Below are 22,456 nucleotides of genomic sequence, written 5' to 3'. Positions count from 1 at the left end.
GCGATCCCCTCGGGCGCGTCACGGCGACGCTTGATGTCTCAACTACGGTGCACGGGGGGATTTGGACGCGTCCGCATCCGAAAAGCCCGCTCACGCGTATAGTCTAACGCGCAACAGGGAGCGGCGGGATGAAACGGATCGTTTTTGGGTTTCTGGCGACGGGCGGCGTCATGCTGGTCCTGGATCTGGTCTGGCTGACCCTGATGGCCCCGCGCCTTTATCGGCCGCGCATCGGCGAGCTGATGGCCGACACCGCCGCTTTGGCCCCGGCCGCGGCCTTCTATGTGATCTATCTGGCCGGGGTGATGCTGCTGGCCGTGCTGCCGGCCGACCGCGAGAACAGCTGGAGCCGCCTGCTGTTCAACGCCGCCGTGTTCGGCTTCTGCGCCTACGCCACCTATGACCTGACCAACCAGGCGACGCTGAAGACCTGGTCGACGACCATCACCCTGGTCGACATGGCCTGGGGCACGTTCCTGACCACCGTCGCCGCCTCGGCGGGCTTCGCGGCGTTGCGGGCGGTGAGGTAGGGCGGCGGAAGCGGACAGTCCGCAGCGCCCCCGCCAGCCCATTGCCTCAGCCAAGTCCCCATGTCACCGTTGCGCGACAATGCACCGCGGGAACGCCTGATCGATGGATGCCGACACGAACCGCGCCTTGCTTTCGCGCGCCATCGCCCGGGTCGCCAACCGGGACTCCGACGCCCTCAAATATGTGTACCGCCACACCTCGGCGAAACTGTTTGGGGTCTGCCTCCGTATCTTGAATGACCGCGAGGAGGCGGAAGACGTGTTGCAGGATGTCTATCTCAACGTCTGGAACAAGGCCGACCGCTTTGATCCGGAAAAGGCCAGCCCGATCACCTGGCTGGTCGCCATGGCGCGCAACCGCTCGATCGACAAGCTGCGCGCGCGCGGCGGTCGGGTGATGGCCGGCGTCGAGGAGGCCGAATCCCTCGCCGACTCCGCGCCCCTGGCCTCGAGCGTGGTCGAGACCGACGAGGAGCGCCTGCGCCTCAACGGCTGTATCGATCAGCTGGACCCCAAGCACGCCGGCGCGGTGCGCACCGCCTTCTTCGAAGGCGTCACCTATGACGCCTTGGCCCAGATGATCGGCGTGCCGCTGGGCACGATGAAAAGCTGGATCCGGCGCAGCCTGATCAGCCTTCGCGCGTGTCTCGAAGCATGACCGACGCCGCGCCCCCGATGACCGAAGACGAGCGTCCCCTGGCCGGCGAATATGTGCTGGGCGTGCTGGACGCCGACGAGCGCGCCCAGGTCAAGGCCCGCATCGCCGCCGAACCCGCCTTCGCCCGCGCCGTGCAGTGGTGGGAAACCCATCTGACGCCGCTGATCGCCGACCTCCGCCCGGTCGAGCCGTCGGCCGGCCTGTGGCCGCGCATCGCCAACCTGATCGGCGACGTCAGCAAGCCCACCCTGTGGAACAACACCGGCGTCTGGCGCGGCGTCTCGGCCGGCGCCCTGGCCCTGGCCGCCGCCAGCCTCGCCGTGCTGGTGCTGAGCCCGCGTCCGGCCCCGCCGCCCGTGGTCGCGCCCGCCGCCCCGGCGCCCGCAGAAGTCGCGCTGATCAACGACCCGGGCTCCAAGCAGCCGGCCCTGATCGCCACCCTGGACCATGGCGCCGACAAGCTGATCCTGACCCCCGTGGCGATGACGATGCCGGCGGGACGCGAGCCGGAACTGTGGATCATTCCCGAGGGACAGAAGGCCATCTCGCTGGGGGTGATCCCCACCGATACGCCGATCCAGATCGCCCTGCCCGCCGGCCTGCATGGCGCGGCGACCTATACCGCCGTCCTGGCCATCACCGACGAACCGCCCGGCGGCGCCCCGACGGGCGTGGCCACCGGTTCGGTGCGGGCGATCGGCAAGTTCGTGAAGAGCTGAGCCGACGGCCCCTCGCCCGCGCTAAGTAAGTGGTTTATGACTTATTCGCGGGCGCCGGCCGCTGGGGCTGGCGCATGTCGAGGCATTGGCGGACCGATCCGGTCGCGCCAGGGCCTGGAACCCCCCGCGCCACAGCGCAGCCTGCTATCAAGGCGGCCAGGGGCGGCGGGGACGCGATCGGAGCCAGGACGGGGTGAGCGAGTTGGAGATCGGCGCGAGGGCCAAGGCCCGCTGCGACCTGCTGGGGCGACCGCCCTATAGCGAGGTCGACGGCCAGCTGACGCGTCGTTTCCTCACCCCGGCCCACGCCGCCGCCCTCGAGCAACTCACGGTCTGGATGATCGAGGCCGGCATGGCCGTGCGCGTCGACGCCGCCGGCAGTCTGGTCGGCCGCTACGAGGGCGACGCGCCCGGCGCACCCGCCCTGCTGATCGGCTCGCACATCGACAGCGTCCGCAACGGCGGACGCTATGACGGTCCGCTGGGGATCATGCTGGGCATCGACGTGGTCGAGGCCCAGCGCGACGCCGGCCGTCGCCTGCCCTTCGCGCTCGAGGTCATCGCCTTCGGCGACGAGGAGGGCTCGCGCTTCTCGGCCTCGATGAGCTGCAGCCGCGCCATCGCCGGGACGCTGGATCCAGCCGCCGTGCTCGACATGGTCGACGCCGACGGGGTGAGCCTGGCCGACGCCTTCACCACCTTCGGCCTGAACCCGGCCAGGATCACCGAGGCGGTCCGCCGGCCCGCCGACATCCTCGCCTTTCTGGAAGCTCATATCGAGCAGGGGCCCGTGCTCGAAGCCGAGGGCCTGGCCCTGGGCGTGGTCACCGCCATCGCCGCCCAGAAGCGGCTGATGGTGCGCTTCACCGGCATGGCCGGCCATGCGGGCACGACGCCGATGAGTCTGCGCAAGGATCCGGGGCCTGCCGCCGCCGAGGCCATGCTGGCCCTGGAGCGGATCTGCGCGGCGGGGACCGACAATCTGGTCGGCACCGTCGGCCGCATGACCGCCCTGCCCGGCGCCTTCAACGTCATTCCCGGCGCGGTCGAGTTCTCGATGGACATCCGCGCCGAGACCTCGGCCACGCGCGACGCCGCCGCCTCGGCCGTCACCGCCGAAATCCACGCCATCGCCGCCCGGCGCGGCCTGACCGCCTCGGTCACCCTGATGCAGACCCTGGACGAGAGCCCCTGCGATCCCGGCCTCACCGCCCTGCTGGAAGCCGCCGTCGGCGATCTGGGCCCGCCCGCCCGCCGCCTGCCCAGCGGCGCAGGCCACGACGCCATGGTGATGGCGGCCCTGTGCCCCACCGCCATGCTGTTCATCCGCTGCGAAGGCGGGATCAGCCACAACCCGGCCGAGTCCGTGACGCAGGCCGACTGCGCCCTGGCGGCGCGGGCGATGCTGGGGTTTGTTGAGAAGCTGGCGGCCATCCCCTTGCGTCCTTCGAGGCCGCTACGCGGCGCCTCAGGATGAGGAAATCAATGCAGCCACCAACCTACCTCATCCTGAGGTGCGAACCGAAGGTGAGCCTCGAAGGACGCACGGCGCTCCCCGGACCCAAGACAACGATATGACCGAAACCTTCAAAGAACTCGACCACCCGCCCCGCCTGCTGATGGGCCCCGGCCCGATCAATGTGCATCCGCGCGTGCTGCGGGCCATGTCCGTGCAGCTGCTGGGCCAGTTCGACCCGGAGTTCACGGGCTATATGAACGAGACCATGGCCCTGTACCGCCAGGTCTTCCAGACCCAGAACCACTGGACCTTCCTAGTCGACGGCACCTCGCGCGCCGGCATCGAGGCGGCCCTGGTGTCGGTCCTGGCGCCGGGCGATGACGTGGTGGTGCTCAACGCCGGCCGCTTTGGCCTGCTGCTGTCCGAGATCGCCGAGCGCTGCGGCGCCAAGGTCACCCTGGTCGAGGGCGAATGGGGCCAGGTCATCGACCCGCAGGCCGTCGAGGACGCGGTGGCCCGCGTCAAGCCGCGCCTGGTGGCCTGCGTGCATGGCGACACCTCCACCACCATGGCCCAGCCGCTCGGGGCGATCGGCGAGATCTGCCGCCGCCATGACGCCCTGTTGTATGTCGACGCCACGGCAACGCTGGCGGGCATGCCCTGCCCCGTCGACGCCTGGCAGGCCGACATCGTCACCGCCGGTCTGCAAAAGTGCCTGGGCGGTCCCTCCGGCTCGGCCCCGATCACCATCAGCGACCGCGCCGCCCACCACATCGCCGGCCGCAGGCATGTGGAGCGCGGCATCGCCACGGCCAGCACGGCGTCCGGCCATGGCCACCGTATCGCGTCGAACTATTTCGACCTGGCGATGATCATGGACTACTGGTCCGACAAGCGCCTGAACCACCACACCGAGGCGGCCAGCATGCTGTACGCCGCCCGTGAATGCGCTCGCGTGACGCTGGAGGAAGGCCTGCAGAATCGCTTCGCCCGCCACGCCTCGGCCGGCGCGGCCGTGGTCGCGGGCGTCGAGGCGATGGGCCTGCAGGTCTATGGCGACAAGGCCTACAAGATGACCAACGTCACGGGCGTCTGGATCCCGGCCGGCGTCGACGGCGACCGCGTGCGCGCCCGCATGCGCACCGAGTTCGAGATCGAGATCGGCACCGCCTTTGGTCCCCTGACCGGCAAGATCTGGCGGATCGGGGCGATGGGGGTCAATGCCCGCAAGCACGCGGTGCTCACCACCCTGGCCGCGCTGGAGGCGGTGCTGCGGTGGGAAGGCTTCTCGACGACGCCGGGGGCGGGCGTGGATGCGGCGGCGGGGATGTTTTCGTGATGGGCGGGGCAAGCTTCATCTTCCCCCTACGGGGGAGGAGCGCCGCAGGCGCGGAGGGGGCCAGTCGTGGCGACCACTCGCCCCCACCTGACCGCGGAGCCTGTCCTCGGGCGCGCGCTTCGCGCGACCCGGGGGCGGTCGTCCGCCCCCGTAGGGGGCAGATGAGATGACGCCCTACCCCCGCGATCTCATCGGCTACGGCGCCGCCCCGCCGCACGCCGCCTGGCCCAACGGCGCCCGCATCGCGGTGCAGTTCGTCCTCAACTACGAGGAAGGCGCCGAGCGTTCCGTGCTGCATGGCGACCCCGTCAGCGAGTTCTTCCTGTCGGAGATGGTCGGCGCGCAGCCCATCGAGGGCATGCGCCACATGTCGATGGAGAGCCTCTACGAATACGGCTCCCGCGCCGGGTTCTGGCGCATCCGGCGGCTGTTCGACGAGCTGGGCTTGCCCCTGACGGTGTTCGGCGTCGCCCAGGCCATGGAGCGCCATCCCGACGCGGTCGAGGCGATGATGGAGTCCGGCTGGGAGATCGCCAGCCACGGCTATCGCTGGATCGACTATCAGCACTTCACGCCCGACCAGGAGCTGGAGCACATCCAGAAGGCCATCGAGATTCAGGCCCGCCTGACCGGCCAGCGGCCGCTGGGCTGGTACCAGGGCCGCACCAGCCCCAACACCGCGCGGCTGATCAGCGAGGAAGGCGGCTTTGTCTATGACGCCGACAGCTATGCCGACGACCTGCCCTATTATGACGACCAGCACGGCCGCCCGCAGCTGATCGTGCCCTATACGCTGGACGCCAATGACATGCGCTTCACCGCGGCCCAGGGCTTCAACACCGGCGAGCACTTCTTCACCTATCTGCGCGACGCCTTTGACGCCCTATATGCCGAGGGCGACACGGCGCCCAAGATGATGAGCATCGGCCTGCACTGCCGCGTGGTCGGCAAGCCCGGCCGGATCCAGGGCCTCAAGCGCTTCCTCGAACACGTGATGCGCCACGACAAGGTCTGGGTGGCGCGGCGCATCGACATCGCCCGGCACTGGCTGGCGACGCATCCGTATGGGGGGAAAGCGACATGATCGCTTCCGCGATTTCCCCGTCATCCCGCGCCTTGTGCGCGGGACCCATGGTTCAGCTTCCACGTGAGAGCGAGATCATCCCTGCACCTGCGACGGACAAATGGGTCCCGCGCACAAGGCGCGGGATGACGGAAATTGGGGAGATCAAAACATGAGCTCAGCCCCGCCCCTGTCGCTGAAACTGCTCAACAGCATGAACCAGACCGGCTTCACCACCGCCCTGGGCTTTGCCTTCGAGCTGTCGCCCTGGGTGGTGGAGCGCGCTTGGGACGCACGGCCGTTCACCAGCATCGAGCAGATGCACGCGGCGATGATGAAGGTGCTGGACGCCTCGACCACCGCCGACAAGCTGGCCCTGATCCGCGCCCACCCCGAACTGGCCGGCAAGGCCGCCATCGCCAAGACCCTGACCGCCGAGAGCACCGCCGAACAGGCCAGCGCCGGCCTCGACACCCTGACGCCGGAAGAGTTCGAGCGCTTCCATCAGCTGAACGCCGCCTATGCCGCGCGGTTCGGCTTCCCGTTCATCATCGCCGTGCGGCTGAACGACAAGACCTCGATCCTGGCGGCCATGCAGGCGCGGCTGGCCAACGATGACGCCGCCGAGATCGCCGAGGCGATCGCCCAGATCGGCCACATCTCCCGACTACGCCTTCTCGACGCAGTGAGCGCCTGATGGACTATGATTTCGCCGCCTGGGCCGGCCTCTGCCTTCGCTGGCTGCATGTGATCGCCGGCGTCGCCTGGATCGGGGCGTCGTTCTATTTCGTCTGGCTGGACAACAATCTGCGCGAACCGCACCCGCCCAAAGAGGGCGTGAAGGGCGAGCTGTGGGCCGTGCACGGCGGCGGCTTCTATCACTCGCAGAAGTACATGACGGCCCCGGCCCACATGCCCGACCACCTGCACTGGTTCAAATGGGAGGCCTACACGACCTGGCTGTCGGGCTTCGGGCTGCTGACCGTGCTCTACTACGTCCAGGCGCCGATCTATCTGATCGATGCGGCCAAGCACGCCTTCACGCAGCCGCAGGCCATCGCTACCGGGCTGGCCTTCATCTTCGGCGGCCTGCTGGTCTATGAGGCCCTGTGCCGCTCGCCCCTGGGCCAGCGGCCGCGCGCGTTTGGGATCGTCTGGTTCCTGACCCTGACGGCGGCGACCTGGGTGCTGACCCAGCTGTTCACCGACCGGGGCGCCTTTATCCATGTGGGGGCGATCATCGGCACCTGCATGGTCGGCAACGTGTTCCTGATCATCATCCCCAACCAGCGCAAGATCGTCGCCGACATGCTGGCCGGACGGCCCGTGGATCCGCGCCTGGGGGCGATGGGCAAGCAGCGCTCGGTGCACAACACCCACATGACCCTGCCGGTCATCTTCATCATGATCAGCAACCACTACGCCATGGTCACCGGCCATCCGCTGGCCTGGCTGCTGCTGGCGATGATCAGCGCCGGCGGGGTGTCGATCCGCTATTTCTTCGTCCTCAAGCACCATGGGACCATCCGCCACGACTTCCTGTTCTATGGCGCGATGCTGATCTTCGCCGTCAGCGTGATCGCCAGCGGCAAGCCCAAGACCGACGCCGCAGCGATGTCGCCCGTGCCCTTCACCACCGCCCAGGCCATCGTCAACAAGCACTGCGTGATGTGCCACAGCGCCTCGCCGACCCATGCGGGCATTCCTGCCCCGCCGCTGGGCGCGAGCTTCGACACCCCTGCCCATATCCAGACCTATGCGCCGAAAATCTATGAGCGCGCGGTGGCCACCGACTCTATGCCCCTTGGCAACGAGACCAGCATGACCGATGAGGAGCGCGCCCAACTGGGCGCCTGGATCAAACAGGGAGCCAAGATCCCGTGACCGACGCCCTCGTGCTGTCTGCCGCCTCCGAGACCGAAACCCGGCCCGCGCCGCGCAAGCGCGACCCCGAGCGCACCCGCAAGGCGATCATGGCCGCCGCGCTGAAGGAGTTCTCGCAGGCCGGCTTCGCCGGGGCCCGCATCGAGCGGATCGTCAAGGCCGCCAAGTGCAATATCCGCATGCTCTACCACTATTTCGGCGACAAGAAGGGCCTCTACATGGCCGTTCTGGAGTCGGCCTATGTGGACCTGCGGGCCCGCGAGGCCGAGCTGAAGATCGATGTCGACAAGCCGCTGGAGGGCCTGCTGGAGCTGCAGCGCTTCACCTTCGACTACTTCGAGAAGAACCCGAAGTTCGAGGGCCTTCTGCGCAACGAGAACCTGATGCACGGCAAGTTCGCGGCCCAGTCGCGCGTCGTCACCGAGACCGCCTTCCCCCTGCGCCGCACCATCGAGCGACTGATCGACAGCGGCCAGCGCCAGGGCCTGTTCGGCCCGGACCTCGACCCGGTGCAGATCTACGTGACCATGGCGGCCATGAGCCGTTTCCACCTGGCCAACGGCTATTCGCTGTCAGCCACCCTGGACACCGACATGACCACCACCGCCTGGCGCCGCGCGCGACTGGCTCATGCCCTGGCCCTGATGCAGGGTTATCTGACGGCGGGCGCCGACAAGACCCAATCATAGGATAAATGGGCTGGCGCCGAGGGCGGGCGCCGTGCGACCTTATGGGAGCGCTACCAAGCTCCATCCCACAAGAGAGTTCGCATGTCCTTTCCGCTATCCCGTCGCGCGACGTTGAAGGGTCTGACCGGCGTGACGTTGGCGGCCCTGCCGGCGACCGTCCTCTCCCCCGCGCCCGCCAGGGCGGCTGGCGCGCCCTATCGCTGGCGCAATGTGAAGGTCGGTGGCGGCGGCTTCATTCCCAGCGTGGTGTTCAGCCGGGTCGAGAAGGGCCTGGCCTATCTGCGCTCCGACATGGGCGGCGCCTATCGCTGGGAGGCAGAGGCCGAACGCTGGATCCCCCTGCTCGACAACCAGGCCAACGGAAGCTGGCAGGGCGTGGAGAGCGTCGCGCCCGATCCGGTCAACGCCGATGTCGTCTATTTGGCTTGCGGCATGGGCCGAAGCGCCCCGGCGGCGATCCTGCGCTCGGACAATCGCGGCACGGACTGGTCGGTGTTCGACGTCCCCTTCCGCATGGGCGGCAACGAGGACGGCCGGGGGCTGGGCGAGCGACTGGCCGTCGACCCTCACGACACCCGCATCCTCTATTTCGGTTCACGCCATGACGGCCTGCAGCGCAGCACCGATCGCGGCGCGACCTGGAAGACGGTCGCCGGCTTTCCCCTGCCCGGCCTGGGCCTGAACGCCTATCCGCAACCGACCCATGGCGGGGTGTCGTTCGTGGTCTTCGATCCGCGCAGCGGCACGCCTGGCCACAGCTCGCGCACCCTGTTCGTCGGCGTCGCCGATCCGGCCCCGCATCGCCTGTGGCGCTCAGATGACGCCGGTCAGAGCTGGGCCCCCATCCCCGCCCCGCACGCGCTCCTCCCCTGCAAGGCCGAGCTCGATGGCGAGGGGCGGCTGTACGTCACCTACAGTAACGGCATAGGCCCCAACGGCGTAACCGACGGCGCGGTCTGGCGGCTCGACACCGCGACCAACGCCTGGACCGACATCACCCCGGTCAAGCCCCAGGCCGAGCGCGGCGGCGGCTTCATGGGCGTCAGCGTCGATCGCCAGCGGCCGGACGTCGTGGCCGTGACCAGCCTCAACCGCTGGAGCCCCCGCGACACCGTCTGGCGCTCGACCGACGCCGGCGCGCATTGGACCAGTCTCGAAACCACCGCCCATCGCGATGTCTCGGCCACGCCGTTCCTCCATTGGGGCAAGCCCGAAGCCGACCTGGGCTGGTGGATGGCAGGCCTGGCCATCGATCCGTTCGACAGTGAGTTCGCCTGCTACACGACCGGCGCGACCATCTATGCGACGCGGGAATTCTCCAAGGTCTCGGCCGGACAATCCAACACCTGGTTTCCGTGGGTGGAGGGGATCGAGCAGACGGCGATCATCACCCTGACCAGCCTGCCCGAAGGCCCCTCGCTGCTCAGCGGTTTCGGCGACATCTCCGGCTTCGTCCACGACGACCTCGACGTTTCGCCCAGCATCCAGTTCACCACGCCGGTGTTCGGCAACACCAACACCATCGACTATGCCGGCCTGGCCCCGAACATCGTGGTCCGCAGCGGCACGCCGCATCAGCGCGAAGGCGGCCCGACCCTGGCCTGGTCCGCCGACCATGGACGCACCTGGAAACCCCTGGTCGCGCCGCGCCTTCCCGACGCCTCACCGCCGATCGGGCCGGGTCGGCGCGGCAAGGATCCGCACGACGACGCCGCGATCGTCGTCAGCGCCGACGGCGGGACCTTCATGGTGATGACCGCCACGCCCCAGATCACCCGCGATCGCGGCGCGACCTGGACGCTCTGCCGGGGTCTGCCGTCCGGGGCGCGCCCCGTGCCCGACCGCGCCGACCCCAAGCGGTTCTACGCGTTGAACTTCGCCACCGGCGCGCTGTTGGTCAGCCAGGACGGCGGCGCCAGCTTCGCCCCGCGCCCGACGCACGGCCTGCCCGACATCTCGGCCGACCATAAAACCTGGCGCGAGGACGCCTGGCCCTTGCAGGCGGTTCCCGGTCCGGCGGGCGCGCTGTGGTTCGTCTCGAAACACGGCCTGTACCGGTCGCGTGACGGTGGAACACGCTTCGACAAGGTCGGAAGCGATGTGGTCGTTGAGGTCCTGGCGCTGGGCGCCCCGCCGCCCGGCCGCAGCCATCCGGCGCTATACGCCATCGGCCGGCGCGGCGATCTGCGCGCCATCTGGCGCTCGGACGACGAGGGCCGGTCGTGGACGCGGATCAACGACGGCCGCCACGAATACGGCCGTCGCTTCCGTTGCCTGGCCGCCGACCAGCGGGTGTTCGGCCGCGTCTATGTCGGAACCGACGGACGCGGGATCGTGGTCGGCGATTTGGCGTCCTAAGAAGCCGGCGGCGCGGCCGCCAGCGGCGGGCCGCTGAACTCGGCCTCGATCGCCACGGTCACCGCGTCGCCGACGCCCAGGGTCGTGCCGGGCGCGGGGACGCCGTAGGCCATGCCAAAGTCGGAACGGTTGAACGTTCCGGTCGCCGAGAAGCCGATGCGGGCGTGCGGATCCATCGGATGCCCCGCATAGCCGCCGTTGAACTTGGCCTGCAGCACCACCGGCTTGGTCACCCCGTGCAGGCTGAGGTCGCCGGTGATGCTGGCGGTGTCGGGCCCCGTCACCTCAACCTTGGTCGATTTGAAGGTGATCGCCGAATATTGCCTGGCGTCCAGCCACTGCGGCCCCGTCAACTCGGCCTGAAAGCCGGCCGGCGGACTGGGCAGGGTCAGCGAGCGGGGGTCGATGGTGACCTCAACCACGCTGGCCTCCGGCTTGGCCGGGTCGAAGGTCAGCCTGGCGTCGAAATCGGCAAAGGCCGCCGTGTAGTTCGAAAAGCCCAGATGGCTGAGCTTGAACACCAGCGAGGCGTGCGACTTGTCCAGGGTGTAGGCGCCGGCGGGTACATTGACCAGCGCGGGCGCGGCGGCCGCAGGCGGCGGCGGCGGGGCCTTCTTGACCTCTGCAGCCGGCGAGCAGCCGGCCACGCTCAACAGCGCCGCAGCGACGATCATCTTGTTCATGGCGTTTCCCTCCGGTGGCGCTCTTTCAAGGACGATCCCGCGCACTCGCCGCCGACACCAGCCCTAAAATAAAACCCCTTTCTCCAGCATGCCGTGCACGCCCTTCTCGCCGTTGACCGTCTGGGTGACGCGGAAGTCCACGGCCAGGGAGCAGAACTGGTAGGCCTGGACGCGGGTCAGGTTGGAGCGGGCGGTGATGAAGTCGATCATGCCGCGCAGGGCCTGTTTCATCGCCAGGTCGAGATCTTCGTTGAAGCCCATGATGATGTAGTGGGTCTGGGTCTCGGCGCGCGGCCAGGTCGCCACACCCACATCCGCCGCCTTGTGGAGGATGAAGCTGAAGGTTCCCGTCAGGCCCATCTCCAGCGCGTTGACGCAGACCTCGCCGTCGCCCTGGCGGCCATGGCCGTCGCCGACGCTGAAATTGGCGCCCGGGACCCAGACCGGCAGGAACAGGGTCGCGCCGGCCCCCAGCTCCTTGTTGTCCATATTGCCGCCGTGCTCGCGCGGCTCCTTGCTGGACAGCCGGCCGTAGCGGGCCGGCGGAGCCACGCCCATGGTGCCGAAGAACGGCCGCAGCGGCAGGGTCGGCCCCCAGCTGGGCTTGCAGGTCCCGGCTGCGCGATCGACGGCGATATGGCTGACATAGCGCTCGGGAAAGTCTTCGGGCAGGGTCCCGGCCAGGGGGCGCACGGCGCAATAGCCCCAGTCGTTGTTGGGCTCGACCGTCTCGATCCGCACCTCCAGCGTATCGCCGGGTTCCGCGCCGGCGATGGCCACCGGGCCGGTCAGGATGTGCGGGCCGATCCGTTCGGGCTTGGCGTCGTGGATGGCCTGCAGGTCCGGCGGGATCACCAGGCCGCTCTCGGGCCCCGGCATCACCTCGACCCCGCCCGACACGCACGCGAAGGTCACGCTGTCGCCCGACGCGATGGTCAGCACGGGATCGAAGGCGGCGTCGAACATGCCAAAGCGGATGGTCTCGGGCGTCGAGGCGAGATGGTGGCGCATCAAGTAAGCCTTTTATTACGAGTGGGCATCAGAACGCCTATCCGGCCCTGGCTGCAGGGTCCAGCGCCGCGCGCAGGGCCGATTGGTCTCAGGCGCCCGCCAGAAAGGCGTTTTGGCGCGAGCCTGTCCGCGCGGCGAGCGCAAACGGTCGCGGGCGCGCGCAAACGCCGCCCCACTAGCGCGGCCATGCAGCGCCGGTATAGGAATAAAATTCTTACTTATGGAGATGCGCCCGCATGGCGATCGACACGGCGACCAAGGCCTTTCTCGACCTGACCGACGGCGATGTCGCGGCCTATGCCCACACTCGCGCCGAGGCGATCGGCCTGAGCCTGCCCCAAGCGACCGTGGCCGGCGTGCGCGACAACCTGGCCCTGCTGCGCACCCAGACCGCCCTGTTCCTCGCCGCCCTGGGCGAGCGCGCCGGCGAGGCCCCCGAGACGTTCCAACCGTGAGCTTTCCAAGCCTGGTTGAGATCGCCTGCGAGATCCGCGAGGGCCGCGTCACGGCCCGCGCCGTCACCGAGGCCACCCTGTCGCGCATCGCCCGTCGCGACGGCGCGATCAAAGCCTTCACCGCCATCCTGGCCGAGCGGGCCCTCGCCCGCGCCGAAGCCGTCGACGCCGCCCTGGCCGCCGGCGCGCCGGTGGGGCCGCTCGCCGGCGTGCCCTTCGCGGTCAAGAACCTGTTCGACATTGAAAACCTGCCCACGCTCGCCGGTTCGAAGATCCGTCGCCAGGCTACCCCGCCTCGCCGCGACGCCACGCTGATCCAGCGGCTGGAGGCGGCCGGGGCCATCCTGGTGGGCGCGCTGAACATGGACGAGTTCGCCTATGGCTTCGTCACCGAGAACGCCCATGACGGCCCCACCCACAATCCCCATGACCTGAGCCGGATCGCCGGCGGTTCGTCGGGCGGCTCGGCGGCGGCGGTGGCGGCAGGCCTGGTTCCCCTGACCCTGGGCTCGGACACCAATGGCTCGATCCGCATCCCGGCCAGCCTGTGCGGGGTATTTGGCCTCAAGCCCACCTATGGCCGGCTGTCGCGCCAGGGGGTGTTTCCGTTCGTGGAGAGCCTGGACCATGCCGGGGCCTTCGCCCGCAGCGTCGAGGACCTGGCCCTGGCCTATGACCTGATGCAGGGGCCCGATGTCGCGGGCGACGCGATCTGCAGCCGCGCCGCCGAACCGGTCTCCGATCGCCTGGCCGCCCTGGCCGATGGTCCGCTGCGCGTCGGTGTGCTGGGCGGCTGGTTCGCGCAGGGCGCCTTTCCCGAGGTGCTGGAGGCGCTCGACATCGTCGCCCAGGCTCTGGAGGCCCGTGACCGCGTGATCCTGCCCGGCGCCCAGGCCGCCCGCGCCGCCGCCTTCTGCCTGACCCCCGTCGAGGCGGCGCACTTGCATCTGGATGACCTGAAGACCTCGGCGATGGACTATGACCCCGCCGTCCGCGACCGCCTGCTGGCCGGCGCCCTGCTGCCCGACGGCGTGGCCCAGGCCGCCCGGCGCTATCGCACGATCTTCCGCGATGAGGTCCGCCGCGCGTTCGAACAGTTCGACATCCTGCTGGCCCCGGCCTCGGTCTGTCCGGCGCCGGAGATCGGCCAGACCGACATGGACATGGGCGGCCAGCGGGTGTCGGTGCGCAAGAACCTGGGCGCCTTCACCCAGCCGATCAGCTATGTGGGCCTGCCGGTGCTGGCCGCGCCGGTCAACCGGCCAGGCCAACTGCCGATCGGCGTGCAAATCATCGCCCCGGCCTGGCGTGAGGACCTGGCCCTGGCGGCCGGCCTGAAGCTGCAGCGCCTGGGCGTCGTCGCCGCCCACGCTCCGGAGGCCGCCCGATGATCCTCAACGATCCGGCCGTGCTGGCCCAGGTCACCGACGCCGTCGACGCCTATGAGGCGGCCCTGATGGCCAATGACGTCGCGGCCCTGGACGGCGCCTTCTGGAACTCGCCGCACACCGTGAGGCTGGGCGTAGCCGAGAACCTCTACGGCTTTGGCGAGATCGCCGCCTTCCGACTGGGTCGGGCCGGCGGCTCGCCGCCCCGCACCCGCCTACGCACCGAAATCACCACCTTTGGCGCCGACTTCGCCATCGCCAATGTCGAGTTCCGGCGCGACGGCGGTGGCAAGATCGGCCGCCAGAGCCAGACCTGGATCCGCACGCCCGACGGCTGGAAGGTCGCCAGCGCCCACGTCTCCCTGATGCAGGCCGGCGCCGACCAGCGCCTCGCCTCCGACGCCAAAAACGGCTAGAGCCCCGCCCATGACCGCCCCCACCAAGATCATTTTCGACACCGATCCCGGCATCGACGACGCCATGGCGCTGCTGTTCATCCAGGCCAGCCCGGCCCTGGATCTGCTGGCCGTGACCACCGTGTTCGGCAATGCCGACATCGAGACCACCACCCGCAACGCCCTCTATTTGAAGCACCGGTTCGGGCTGTCAGCCCCAGTGTATCAGGGCACGGACAAGCCGCTGACCCGGCCGCGCAACCCCTCGCCCACCTTCGTGCATGGCGAGAACGGCCTGGGCGATGTGGACATCAGCGACCACGTTCCGCGCCAGCCCGAGGCCAAGCCGGCCCATCAGGCGATCATCGACCTGGCCCGCCAGCATCCGGGCGAAGTGGTGCTGTGCGCCGTCGGCCCGCTGACCAATCTGGCCCTGGCCCTGCAGGCCGATCCTGAAGTCGCGACCTTGCTGAAATCCGTCGTCATCATGGGCGGCGCGTTCGGCGTGGCCGGCAAGCCGGGCAATGTGACCCCCGTGGCCGAAGCCAATATCTGGAACGATCCCGAGGCCGCCGACCTGGTCTTCACCGCCCCCTGGGCCCTGACCGCCGTCAGCCTGGACGTCACCACCCAGGTGGTGATGTCGCCGGCCTATATGGACGCGCTGGAGGCTTCGTCCGGCGAGGCCGGCGCGTTCCTCAACGCCATCTCCAAGCCCTATGCCGCCTTCTATGGCGGTCGTGACGGCATCGAGGGTTGCTGCGTCCACGACGCCGCCGCCGTGGCCTTCGTGATCGACCCGTCGCTGTTCAAGCTGCGTCGCGGTTCGGTGCGCGTCGTCACCGACGGCGTGGCCCTGGGCCAGACCTGCCAGAAGGTCGAGGGCGAACTGTTCGGCCCCTCGGCCTGGGACGACCAACCGATCCAGGCGGCGACAGTGGCGGTGGATGGAGCGGGGTTGCTGAAGCTGTACGCCGAGACGATGGCGGTCGGCTGAGTTCTGCCTTCCCCCTTGATGGGGGAAGGGTCGGGGTTGGGGGTGACGCGGCGGTGGATGACGGGCGCGGCGCTTTGCGGCCAGCTCAGCAATCACCCCCATCCCCAGCCCTTCCCCCATCAAGGAGGAAGGGAGCCTCTACCGCCGATGCCTCACCACCCCGGCCAGATAGGTCCGTTCGACCACGCGGTCGTCGGCCAGCACGGTCAGGGCGAACAGGCGGTTTTCCAGGCTGCGATCTCCCGCCAAACGCCGGGCCAGCAACGGCGTGGCGGTCAGGTCGAGCAGCAGGAAGTCGGCTTCCTTGCCGGGCGCCAGATTGCCGATCCGGTCGCCCAGATCCAGGGCCCGCGCCCCGCCCAGGGTGGCGAGATACAGCGCGTGGAATGGATCCAGCGCGGCGCCGCGCAGTTGGCCCACCTTGTAGGCCTCGCCCAGGGTGTGGAGGATCGAGAAGCTGGTCCCCGCCCCCACATCCGTGCCGATCCCGACCTTGACGCCATGGGCGCAAGCCTCGTCCAGCGGGAACAGGCCCGAGCCGAGAAACAGGTTCGAGGTCGGACAAAAGGCGATCCCTGAACCCGCCGCCGCCAGCCGCTGAAACGCCTCGCCCCGCAGGTGGACGCAGTGGGCGAACACCGAGCGCGGGCCCACCAGGCCAAAACGCTCATAGACGTCCAGATAGTCGGCGGCGTCGGGAAACAGCGCGGCGGTCTCCTCGATCTCGCGGGGATTTTCCGACAGGTGGGTCTGCATCCAGACGCCGGGATTCTGCGCCAGAACCTCCCCGGCCATGGCCAGCTGGGCGTCGCTGCAACTGATCGCGAAGCGCGGCGTGACCGCGTAGCCCAGTCGCCCCTTGCCGTGCCAGTCGGCGATCAGGCTCTCCATGTCGGCGCGGCCGGTCTCGACCGTATCGGTCAATCCCGCCGGGGCGTTGCGGTCCATCAGGACCTTGCCGGCGATCAACCGCATGTCGCGGGTCAGGGCTTCGCGAAACAGGGCTTCGACCGAGCCCTTGTGCACCGAGCCGAACACCAGGGCCGTGGTCGTGCCGTTGCGAAGCAACTCGTCGAGGAAGAAAGCCGCCGCCTCGGCCGCATGGGCCGAATCAGCAAAAGCCGCCTCGGCCGGAAAGGTGTGCTGCTCCAGCCAGTCCAGCAGTTGCGCGCCATGGGCGGCGATGATGTCGACCTGCGGGAAGTGGACATGGGTGTCGATGAAGCCGGGCGTGATCAGCTTGCCGCTCAGGTCTTCCACCGGCGTATCGGCCACGAGATCGCGCAGGGCCGCGTAGTCGCCGCAGGCGACCACATGGCCGTCTTCGACCAGCAACAGGCCGTCGTCGTGGAAGGCGACCGCCCCCGCGTCTTTGGTCGGATCCTCCAGCAGGTGGAGGATCGACGCCCTATAGGCTTGCAAGGTCGGCGTCCTCGTCGTTGGAAATCCGGGCCGCTTCCAGCCGCATCAGCAGGTCGGCGGCCACCGAGACGGCGATGATCTCGGGGGCCTTGCTCTTCAGGGCCGGCAGGCCGATCGGACAGGTCAAGCGGGTCAGGGCGGCTTCGGAGAAGCCGTCTTCGCGCAGCCGGCTCATGAACCGGGCCCGCTTGGTCTTCGAGCCGATCAAACCCAGATAGGCGAAGCCGCCGCCGGCCAGTCCGGCCGAGGCGAGGGCATAGTCCAGGCCGTGGTCATGGGTGAAGATCAGGCCATAGGCCTCGCCGCCCGCGCCCATGGCGGCCGCCGCCATCTCGGCCGGCTCGGCCACCGTGACGCCGGGGATGTCGGCGGTCTCGGGGCGGCTGTCGTACCAGCAGAGCTTGAAGGGCAGCGGCGCGAAGGCCTTGGCGACAGCCTGCCCCACATGGCCGGCGCCGAACACCAGCAGCGGCGGACGCGGGGCGTCATTGCGCTCGACCAGCTCGTCGCCCAGCTCGGGCCGAGCGCCGCGCGCGCTGGCCGCAGCGCCGGCCAGGGTCACCGGCGGGGCGTCGGACAGGGCGCTGATGGGCACGATGGTCTTGCTCAGCAGGCCCGGATCAAAGCGGGTGCGGACCTCGAACGGCTGGTCGGCGTCCATCCGCCGGGCGGCGTCGGTCAGCCAGTCTCGGCTGGCGGCCTCGACCCGCTCGATCAGCAGTCGCACGCGACCGCCGCAGCACTGGGCCAGCAGCGGTCCCAGCGGATAGTCCTGGATGGCGAAATGGGCCTGAGAGCCGGTCAACATGCGGCGCGCCTGAGTGGTCGCCTGATGCTCCAGATTGCCCCCGCCGATGGTGCCCGACTGACCGCCGCCCCAGACCACCATCTTGGTCCCCGCCTCACGCGGCGCCGAGCCCTCGGTGGCCAGCACGGTGACCAGGGCGGCGGTGTCGTTGTCCGCAAGACGCGCCAGGGCGGCGCGGGCCCAGTTCACAGTCCCTCTCCCAAAGGGAGAGGGAGGGGCCCATGCGCAGCATGGGAGGGTGAGGGGTTAAGGTGGCTGACGGCGCGCCGGCACGCCGGTTGAGGGCGTAACCCCTCACCCTCCCACGCCTGCGGCGCGGGCCCCTCCCTCTCCCTCTGGGAGAGGGAACTAAACACTGGCCCTCGCCTTCACGTCCTCGACCGCCATCAGGATCGCCTCGGGCGTGGCCGGGGCGTTCAGGTGCGGCATGACCTTGTGATCGCCCACACTGGCCACCGCCCGAGTAATGGCTGAGAAGACCGAGATGGCCAGCATCAGCGGCGGCTCGCCCACGGCCTTGGAGCGATGCACGGTGGCCTCGACATTGCGGCCGGCCGCCCACAGCTTGATATCCAGATGGGCCGGCCGGTCGCCGATGGTCGGGATCTTGTAGGTCGACGGCGCGTGGGTTCGCAGGCGCCCCGCCGCGTCGAACACCAGCTCCTCGGTGGTCAGCCAGCCCATGCCCTGGATGAAGCCGCCCTCGATCTGGCCCAGGTCGATGGCCGGATTCAGCGACTTGCCGACGTCATGCAGGATGTCGACGCGGGTGACCTTCATCTCGCCGCTCAGGGTGTCGATCAGCACCTCGGACGCCGCCGCGCCATAGGCGAAATAATAGAACGGCCGGCCGCTGTGGGTGGCGCGGTCATAGTGGATCTTGGGCGTGGCGTAGAAGCCGGTGGCCGACAACGAGATCCGACCCAGATGCGCCTGGCGGCACAGGTCGCTGAACGGGATCAGCGCCTGGCCGACCCTCAGCCCCTCGGGCGTGAAAGCCACATCCGCCTCGGGGCAGCCCCACTCCTGGGCCGCGAAAGACACCAGCCGGGCCTTGATCGTGTTGGCCGCGTTCAGGGCCGCCATGCCGTTGAGGTCCGTGCCCGACGACGCCGCGGTGGCCGAGGTGTTGGGCACCTTGTCGGTGACGGTGGCCGTCGCCTTGACCCTTGCGATGTCGACCTGGAAGGCCTCGGCGACGATCTGCGCGACCTTGGTGAACAGCCCCTGCCCCATCTCGGTCCCGCCATGGTTCAGCAGGATCGAGCCGTCTGCATAGAGGTGGATCAGGGCCCCGGCCTGGTTGAGATGCGTGGTGGTGAACGAGATGCCGAACTTGACCGGCGTCAGGGCCAGGCCCTTCTTCAGGATCGGACTGCGCGCGTTGAAAGCGTCGATCTGGGCCTGGCGCGCCTCGTAGTCGCAGGACGCGGCCAGCTCGGACAGCAGTTGCGGCGCGACATTGTCCTCAACGGTCTGGTGATAGGGCGTCTGGTCGCGACCGGCGCCGCCATAAAGATTACGCTGACGCACCGCCAACGGATCCAGCCCCGTGGCCTGAGCCACCGCGTCCAGCACCCGCTCGATGGCCAGCATGCCCTGCGGTCCGCCAAATCCCCGGAAAGCGGTGTTGGAGACGGTATGGGTGCGGAACCGATGCGACAGGATCTCGACCGCCGGCAGGAAATAGCAGTTGTCGGCGTGGAACATCGCGCGGTCGTTGATGGCCAGCGACAGGTCGGCGGTCGCGCCGCAGCGCGAGGCCAGCTCCAGGGCGATCCCGGTCAAGACGCCGTCATCGTCGAAGCCGACATCATAGGCGATCTCGAAGTCATGCCTTTTGCCGGTCATGATCATGTCTTCGTCCCGGTCTGGCCGGCACTTGGCGGCGCGGCCGGTCTTGACGGCGACCAGGGCGGCGGCGGCGGCGAACAGCGAGGCCTGCGTCTCCTTGCCGCCAAAGCCCCCGCCCATTCGGCGCACCTCGACGATGACGGCGGTGTGGGGGCGATCCAGCACCCGGGCGATCAGGTGCTGCACCTCGCTGGGGTGCTGTGTGGACGACCAGACATGGACGTCGCCATCCTCGCCCGGAACGGCCAGGGCGACCTGGCCTTCCAGATAGAAATGGTCCTGGCCGCCGATTGCGAACTGGCCTTGCAGGCGCCGGGGCGACGCGGCCAGGGCGGCGGCCGCGTCGCCGCGCGCCATGTGCTGGCTTTTTTCCAGGGTCAGGCCGGCGGCGCGGGCGGCGGCGATGTCGATGGCGACCGGCAGGTCGTCATAGGTCACCACGGCCCTGGCCGCAGCGGCGCGGGCGGCGGCGATCGAGGTGGCCGCCACCGCGAACAGGCTCTGGCCGACATAGGTCACGGTGTCGGTGGCGAACAGCTTGTCGTCATGGATCACCGGGCTGACGTCGTTCTCGCCGGGAATGTCGTCGGCGGTCAGCACCAGCACCACGCCCGGCGCGGCGCGGACGGCCGACAGGTCCAGCTTGACGAGCCGCGCGTGGGCTTTGGCGCTCAGTCCGAAATGGACGTGCAGCATCCCCGCCGGCTCGGGCATGTCGTCGATATAGACCGCCGAGCCCGAGACATGACGGGCGGCGCTATCATGCGGCAGCGAAGCATGGACGCCCTGAAAAGCGTCGAGGGCGGCCGGGACGGCGGCGTCAGCCATGAGCGCTCTCCGGCTCAACGCGGGCGATATGGTCCGGCTGGAGGGTCTCGATGAACGCCCTGCGCAACATGTTCCGCGCGGCCAGCGACCGATAGGCCGCCGAGGCGCGCATGTCGCTGAGCGGCGTGAAGTCGGTGTCGAGCGCGGCCATGGCGGCCACCACAGTGGGCTCGGTCCAGGGCTGTCCCACCAGAGCCGTCTCGCAGGCGGCCGCCCGCTTGGGCGTTCCGGCCATGCCCCCGAACGCGATCCGCGCCGAGGCGACGACGCCGTCCTTCAGCGTCAGCGCGAAGGCGCCGCAGACCGCCGAAATGTCCTGATCAAAGCGCTTGGACAGCTTGAAGACCTTGTAGATCAGGTCGGATTTCGGTGAGGGCACGATCACCGCCTCGACAAATTCGCCGGGCCGGCGGTCCTGCTTGCCATAGTCGATGAAGAAGGCCTCCAGCGGCGTCTGCCGCCGCTCGCCGCCCCGGTTCAGCACCAGGGTCGCACCCGCCGCGATCAGGGCCGGCGGCATGTCGCCGATCGGCGAGCCGTTGGCGATATTGCCGCCGATCGTGCCGCTGTTGCGCACCTGAGTCGAGCCCAGCCGCCGCATCATCGCGCCCAAATCCGGATAGAGCCCGGACAGGGTCGCCATCGCATCGACATAACGGACGCCCGCGCCGATCCGCACGCCGCCCTCGACCGTCTCGATCCGCTTGAGCTCTGTGACCTGGCCGATGTCGATCAGGGCCGTCAGCGGCTTGCGCAGCTTGGTGACCCAAAGGCCGACATCGGTGGCCCCGGCAACGAGGGTGGCGTCCGGATTCTCGACATAGGCCTTGGCCAGTTGATCCAGCGACCGCGGCGCCAGCCAGCGGCGGGTGACGCCCCGCACCGGATCCTCGTGCGTCAGGTCCAGCATCGCGCCGTCATCCAGAGCCGCCATAGCCGCCGCCACATCGGGCGCGGAATCGGCTTCGACGGTCCTGGCCACCTCGATGATCGGGCCATAGCCGGTGCAGCGACACAGATTGCCCGCCAGCATTTCGGCCGGCGGCGCATCGGTCCCCTTGGCCGCCACCGCCTTGGCGTAGAGCGACATGACAATGCCCGGCGTGCAGAAGCCGCACTGCGAGCCGTGCTTGTCGACCATGGCCTGTTGCACCGGATGCAGCGCGCCGTCCCTGGCCAGGCTCTCCACCGTCATCAGCGCCTTGCCGTGCAGCATCGGCAGGAACTGGATGCAGCTGTTGACCGCCCGCCAGTTGACGCCCTCGCCGTCGGCTTCGCCGACCAGAACGGTGCACGAGCCGCAGTCGCCCTCGGCGCAGCCTTCCTTGGTCCCCGTCCGGCGCAGATCACCACGCAGGTGCTCCAGCAGGGTGCGGGTCGGATCCACGCCGCGCGCCTCATGCGTCTGGCCGTCCAGCAAAAAGCGGATCGTCTCCCCCATCAGCTGCCCCGGTAGGTCGAATAGCCGTAGGGCGAGACCAGCAGCGGCACGTGATAGTGCTGGCTGACGTCGGCCACGGAAAAGTCGATGACCACCCCGTCCAGGAACGGCGGATCGGTCACCGCCGCGCCGGTGGCCTCGAAATGCGCGCCGATCGAGAACTCCAGCCGATATCCGCCGACCTGAAGGTCCTCGCCCGCGATCAGCCGCGCGCGTCCGTCGGCGTCGGTTCGCAGCACTGCCAGGACCGAGACCGCTTCGCCCTCGCGCCGCGACACACGCACCAGAACCCCCGTCGCGGGCCGCCCGAGCGCCTGGTCGAGGATATGGGTCGTCAGTCCGCTCATGTCCCGTCCTTCAATACGCGTTCGACCGATGCTCGACCTGCCCGCACGCCCTGTCCAGCGCCTTGCGTCGTAGAGGGGCATGCCGATCCCGGTCGCCGCCGAACGCAGCGACCGGCGCCTGCCGGTCA

At 69.1% G+C, this 22,456-nt stretch carries 21 protein-coding genes; 14 read left to right on the top strand and 7 right to left on the bottom strand.

Annotated features, from left to right (window positions below; genetic code table 11):
* The first annotated feature begins 128 nt into the window (after positions 1 to 128).
* From ACW18B_RS08455 to ACW18B_RS08410, 10 genes are all read left to right on the top strand, one after another.
* Entirely contained in the window at positions 129 to 530 is a 402-nt protein-coding gene (locus ACW18B_RS08455; protein WP_492051138.1) for a DUF2177 family protein, read from the top strand.
* Between the two features lie 103 nt (positions 531 to 633).
* Positions 634 to 1,188, top strand: coding sequence for a sigma-70 family RNA polymerase sigma factor (locus tag ACW18B_RS08450; RefSeq protein ID WP_492051136.1), 555 nt, complete (start codon positions 634 to 636; stop codon positions 1,186 to 1,188).
* The gene (locus ACW18B_RS08445) at positions 1,185 to 1,907 is read left to right on the top strand and encodes an anti-sigma factor (RefSeq protein ID WP_492051134.1); all 723 of its coding nucleotides are present in this window, start codon (positions 1,185 to 1,187) and stop codon (positions 1,905 to 1,907) included. The genes ACW18B_RS08450 and ACW18B_RS08445 overlap by 4 nt, the downstream gene beginning before the upstream one ends.
* 193 nt (positions 1,908 to 2,100) lie before the next feature.
* Complete coding sequence (locus ACW18B_RS08440) at positions 2,101 to 3,384, top strand: allantoate amidohydrolase (protein WP_492051132.1); 1,284 nt, start codon at positions 2,101 to 2,103, stop codon at positions 3,382 to 3,384.
* A gap of 37 nt (positions 3,385 to 3,421) precedes the next feature.
* Entirely contained in the window at positions 3,422 to 4,705 is a 1,284-nt protein-coding gene (locus tag ACW18B_RS08435) for a pyridoxal-phosphate-dependent aminotransferase family protein (RefSeq protein WP_492051130.1), read from the top strand.
* Positions 4,706 to 4,871: 166 nt separating this feature from the next.
* Positions 4,872 to 5,789, top strand: coding sequence for an allantoinase PuuE (gene puuE, locus ACW18B_RS08430; RefSeq protein ID WP_492051128.1), 918 nt, complete (start codon positions 4,872 to 4,874; stop codon positions 5,787 to 5,789).
* 151 nt (positions 5,790 to 5,940) lie between these two features.
* Complete coding sequence (gene uraD, locus ACW18B_RS08425; protein ID WP_492051126.1) at positions 5,941 to 6,465, top strand: 2-oxo-4-hydroxy-4-carboxy-5-ureidoimidazoline decarboxylase; 525 nt, start codon at positions 5,941 to 5,943, stop codon at positions 6,463 to 6,465.
* Positions 6,465 to 7,652 carry a urate hydroxylase PuuD gene (locus ACW18B_RS08420; protein ID WP_492051124.1) on the top strand — a complete coding sequence of 396 codons (1,188 nt, stop codon included), beginning with the start codon at positions 6,465 to 6,467 and terminating at the stop codon, positions 7,650 to 7,652. The genes uraD and ACW18B_RS08420 overlap by 1 nt, the downstream gene beginning before the upstream one ends.
* Entirely contained in the window at positions 7,649 to 8,341 is a 693-nt protein-coding gene (locus tag ACW18B_RS08415) for a TetR family transcriptional regulator (RefSeq protein WP_492051122.1), read from the top strand. The genes ACW18B_RS08420 and ACW18B_RS08415 overlap by 4 nt, the downstream gene beginning before the upstream one ends.
* 81 nt (positions 8,342 to 8,422) lie before the next feature.
* A complete protein-coding gene (locus tag ACW18B_RS08410; RefSeq protein WP_492051121.1) occupies positions 8,423 to 10,699 on the top strand; it encodes a hypothetical protein in 2,277 nt (758 codons plus the stop codon).
* Here ACW18B_RS08410 and ACW18B_RS08405 read toward each other — a convergent pair.
* Together ACW18B_RS08405 and ACW18B_RS08400 are read right to left on the bottom strand one after the other, a co-directional pair.
* Positions 10,696 to 11,382, bottom strand: coding sequence for a YceI family protein (locus ACW18B_RS08405; protein WP_492051119.1), 687 nt, complete (start codon positions 11,380 to 11,382; stop codon positions 10,696 to 10,698). The genes ACW18B_RS08410 and ACW18B_RS08405 overlap by 4 nt on opposite strands.
* A 63-nt stretch (positions 11,383 to 11,445) precedes the next feature.
* A complete protein-coding gene (locus ACW18B_RS08400) occupies positions 11,446 to 12,396 on the bottom strand; it encodes an acetamidase/formamidase family protein (RefSeq protein WP_492051117.1) in 951 nt (316 codons plus the stop codon).
* A gap of 233 nt (positions 12,397 to 12,629) precedes the next feature.
* Here ACW18B_RS08400 and ACW18B_RS08395 point away from each other — a divergent pair, with 233 nt between their 5' ends.
* From ACW18B_RS08395 to ACW18B_RS08380, 4 genes are read left to right on the top strand one after another with little or no spacing between them, the layout of a single operon-like run.
* Positions 12,630 to 12,848 carry a hypothetical protein gene (locus tag ACW18B_RS08395; protein ID WP_492051116.1) on the top strand — a complete coding sequence of 73 codons (219 nt, stop codon included), beginning with the start codon at positions 12,630 to 12,632 and terminating at the stop codon, positions 12,846 to 12,848.
* A complete protein-coding gene (locus ACW18B_RS08390) occupies positions 12,845 to 14,239 on the top strand; it encodes an AtzE family amidohydrolase (RefSeq protein ID WP_492051114.1) in 1,395 nt (464 codons plus the stop codon). Before ACW18B_RS08395 ends, ACW18B_RS08390 begins: the two co-directional genes overlap by 4 nt.
* Positions 14,236 to 14,652: an oxalurate catabolism protein HpxZ gene (hpxZ, locus tag ACW18B_RS08385; protein ID WP_492051113.1), complete on the top strand. Its 417-nt coding sequence runs from the start codon at positions 14,236 to 14,238 to the stop codon at positions 14,650 to 14,652. Before ACW18B_RS08390 ends, hpxZ begins: the two co-directional genes overlap by 4 nt.
* A gap of 10 nt (positions 14,653 to 14,662) precedes the next feature.
* A complete protein-coding gene (locus ACW18B_RS08380) occupies positions 14,663 to 15,628 on the top strand; it encodes a nucleoside hydrolase (protein WP_492051111.1) in 966 nt (321 codons plus the stop codon).
* 138 nt (positions 15,629 to 15,766) lie between these two features.
* On the opposite strand, the gene guaD is transcribed toward ACW18B_RS08380, so the two are convergent.
* The 5 genes from guaD to uraH all read right to left on the bottom strand — a co-directional run bounded on the left by guaD (position 15,767) and on the right by uraH (position 22,328).
* Positions 15,767 to 17,050 carry a guanine deaminase gene (guaD, locus tag ACW18B_RS08375; protein WP_492051110.1) on the bottom strand — a complete coding sequence of 428 codons (1,284 nt, stop codon included), beginning with the start codon at positions 17,048 to 17,050 and terminating at the stop codon, positions 15,767 to 15,769.
* Entirely contained in the window at positions 17,037 to 18,047 is a 1,011-nt protein-coding gene (gene xdhC / locus ACW18B_RS08370; protein ID WP_492051108.1) for a xanthine dehydrogenase accessory protein XdhC, read from the bottom strand. Before xdhC ends, guaD begins: the two co-directional genes overlap by 14 nt.
* Before the next feature lie 159 nt (positions 18,048 to 18,206).
* Positions 18,207 to 20,540 (bottom strand): xanthine dehydrogenase molybdopterin binding subunit, encoded by a 2,334-nt coding sequence (xdhB, locus tag ACW18B_RS08365; RefSeq protein WP_492051106.1) that lies wholly within the window; start codon positions 20,538 to 20,540, stop codon positions 18,207 to 18,209.
* On the bottom strand, positions 20,533 to 21,981 hold the full coding sequence (xdhA, locus tag ACW18B_RS08360; protein ID WP_492051105.1) for a xanthine dehydrogenase small subunit: 1,449 nt from the start codon (positions 21,979 to 21,981) through the stop codon (positions 20,533 to 20,535). The genes xdhB and xdhA overlap by 8 nt, the downstream gene beginning before the upstream one ends.
* Positions 21,981 to 22,328 carry a hydroxyisourate hydrolase gene (gene uraH, locus ACW18B_RS08355; protein WP_492051104.1) on the bottom strand — a complete coding sequence of 116 codons (348 nt, stop codon included), beginning with the start codon at positions 22,326 to 22,328 and terminating at the stop codon, positions 21,981 to 21,983. Before uraH ends, xdhA begins: the two co-directional genes overlap by 1 nt.
* Between the last annotated feature and the right edge of the window lie 128 nt (positions 22,329 to 22,456).

Source organism: Caulobacter sp. FV2ps19 (genome assembly GCF_058681035.1).
The sequence above is the reverse complement of the archived record's forward strand: the minus strand, read 5'-3'. Positions and strand labels throughout refer to the sequence as shown.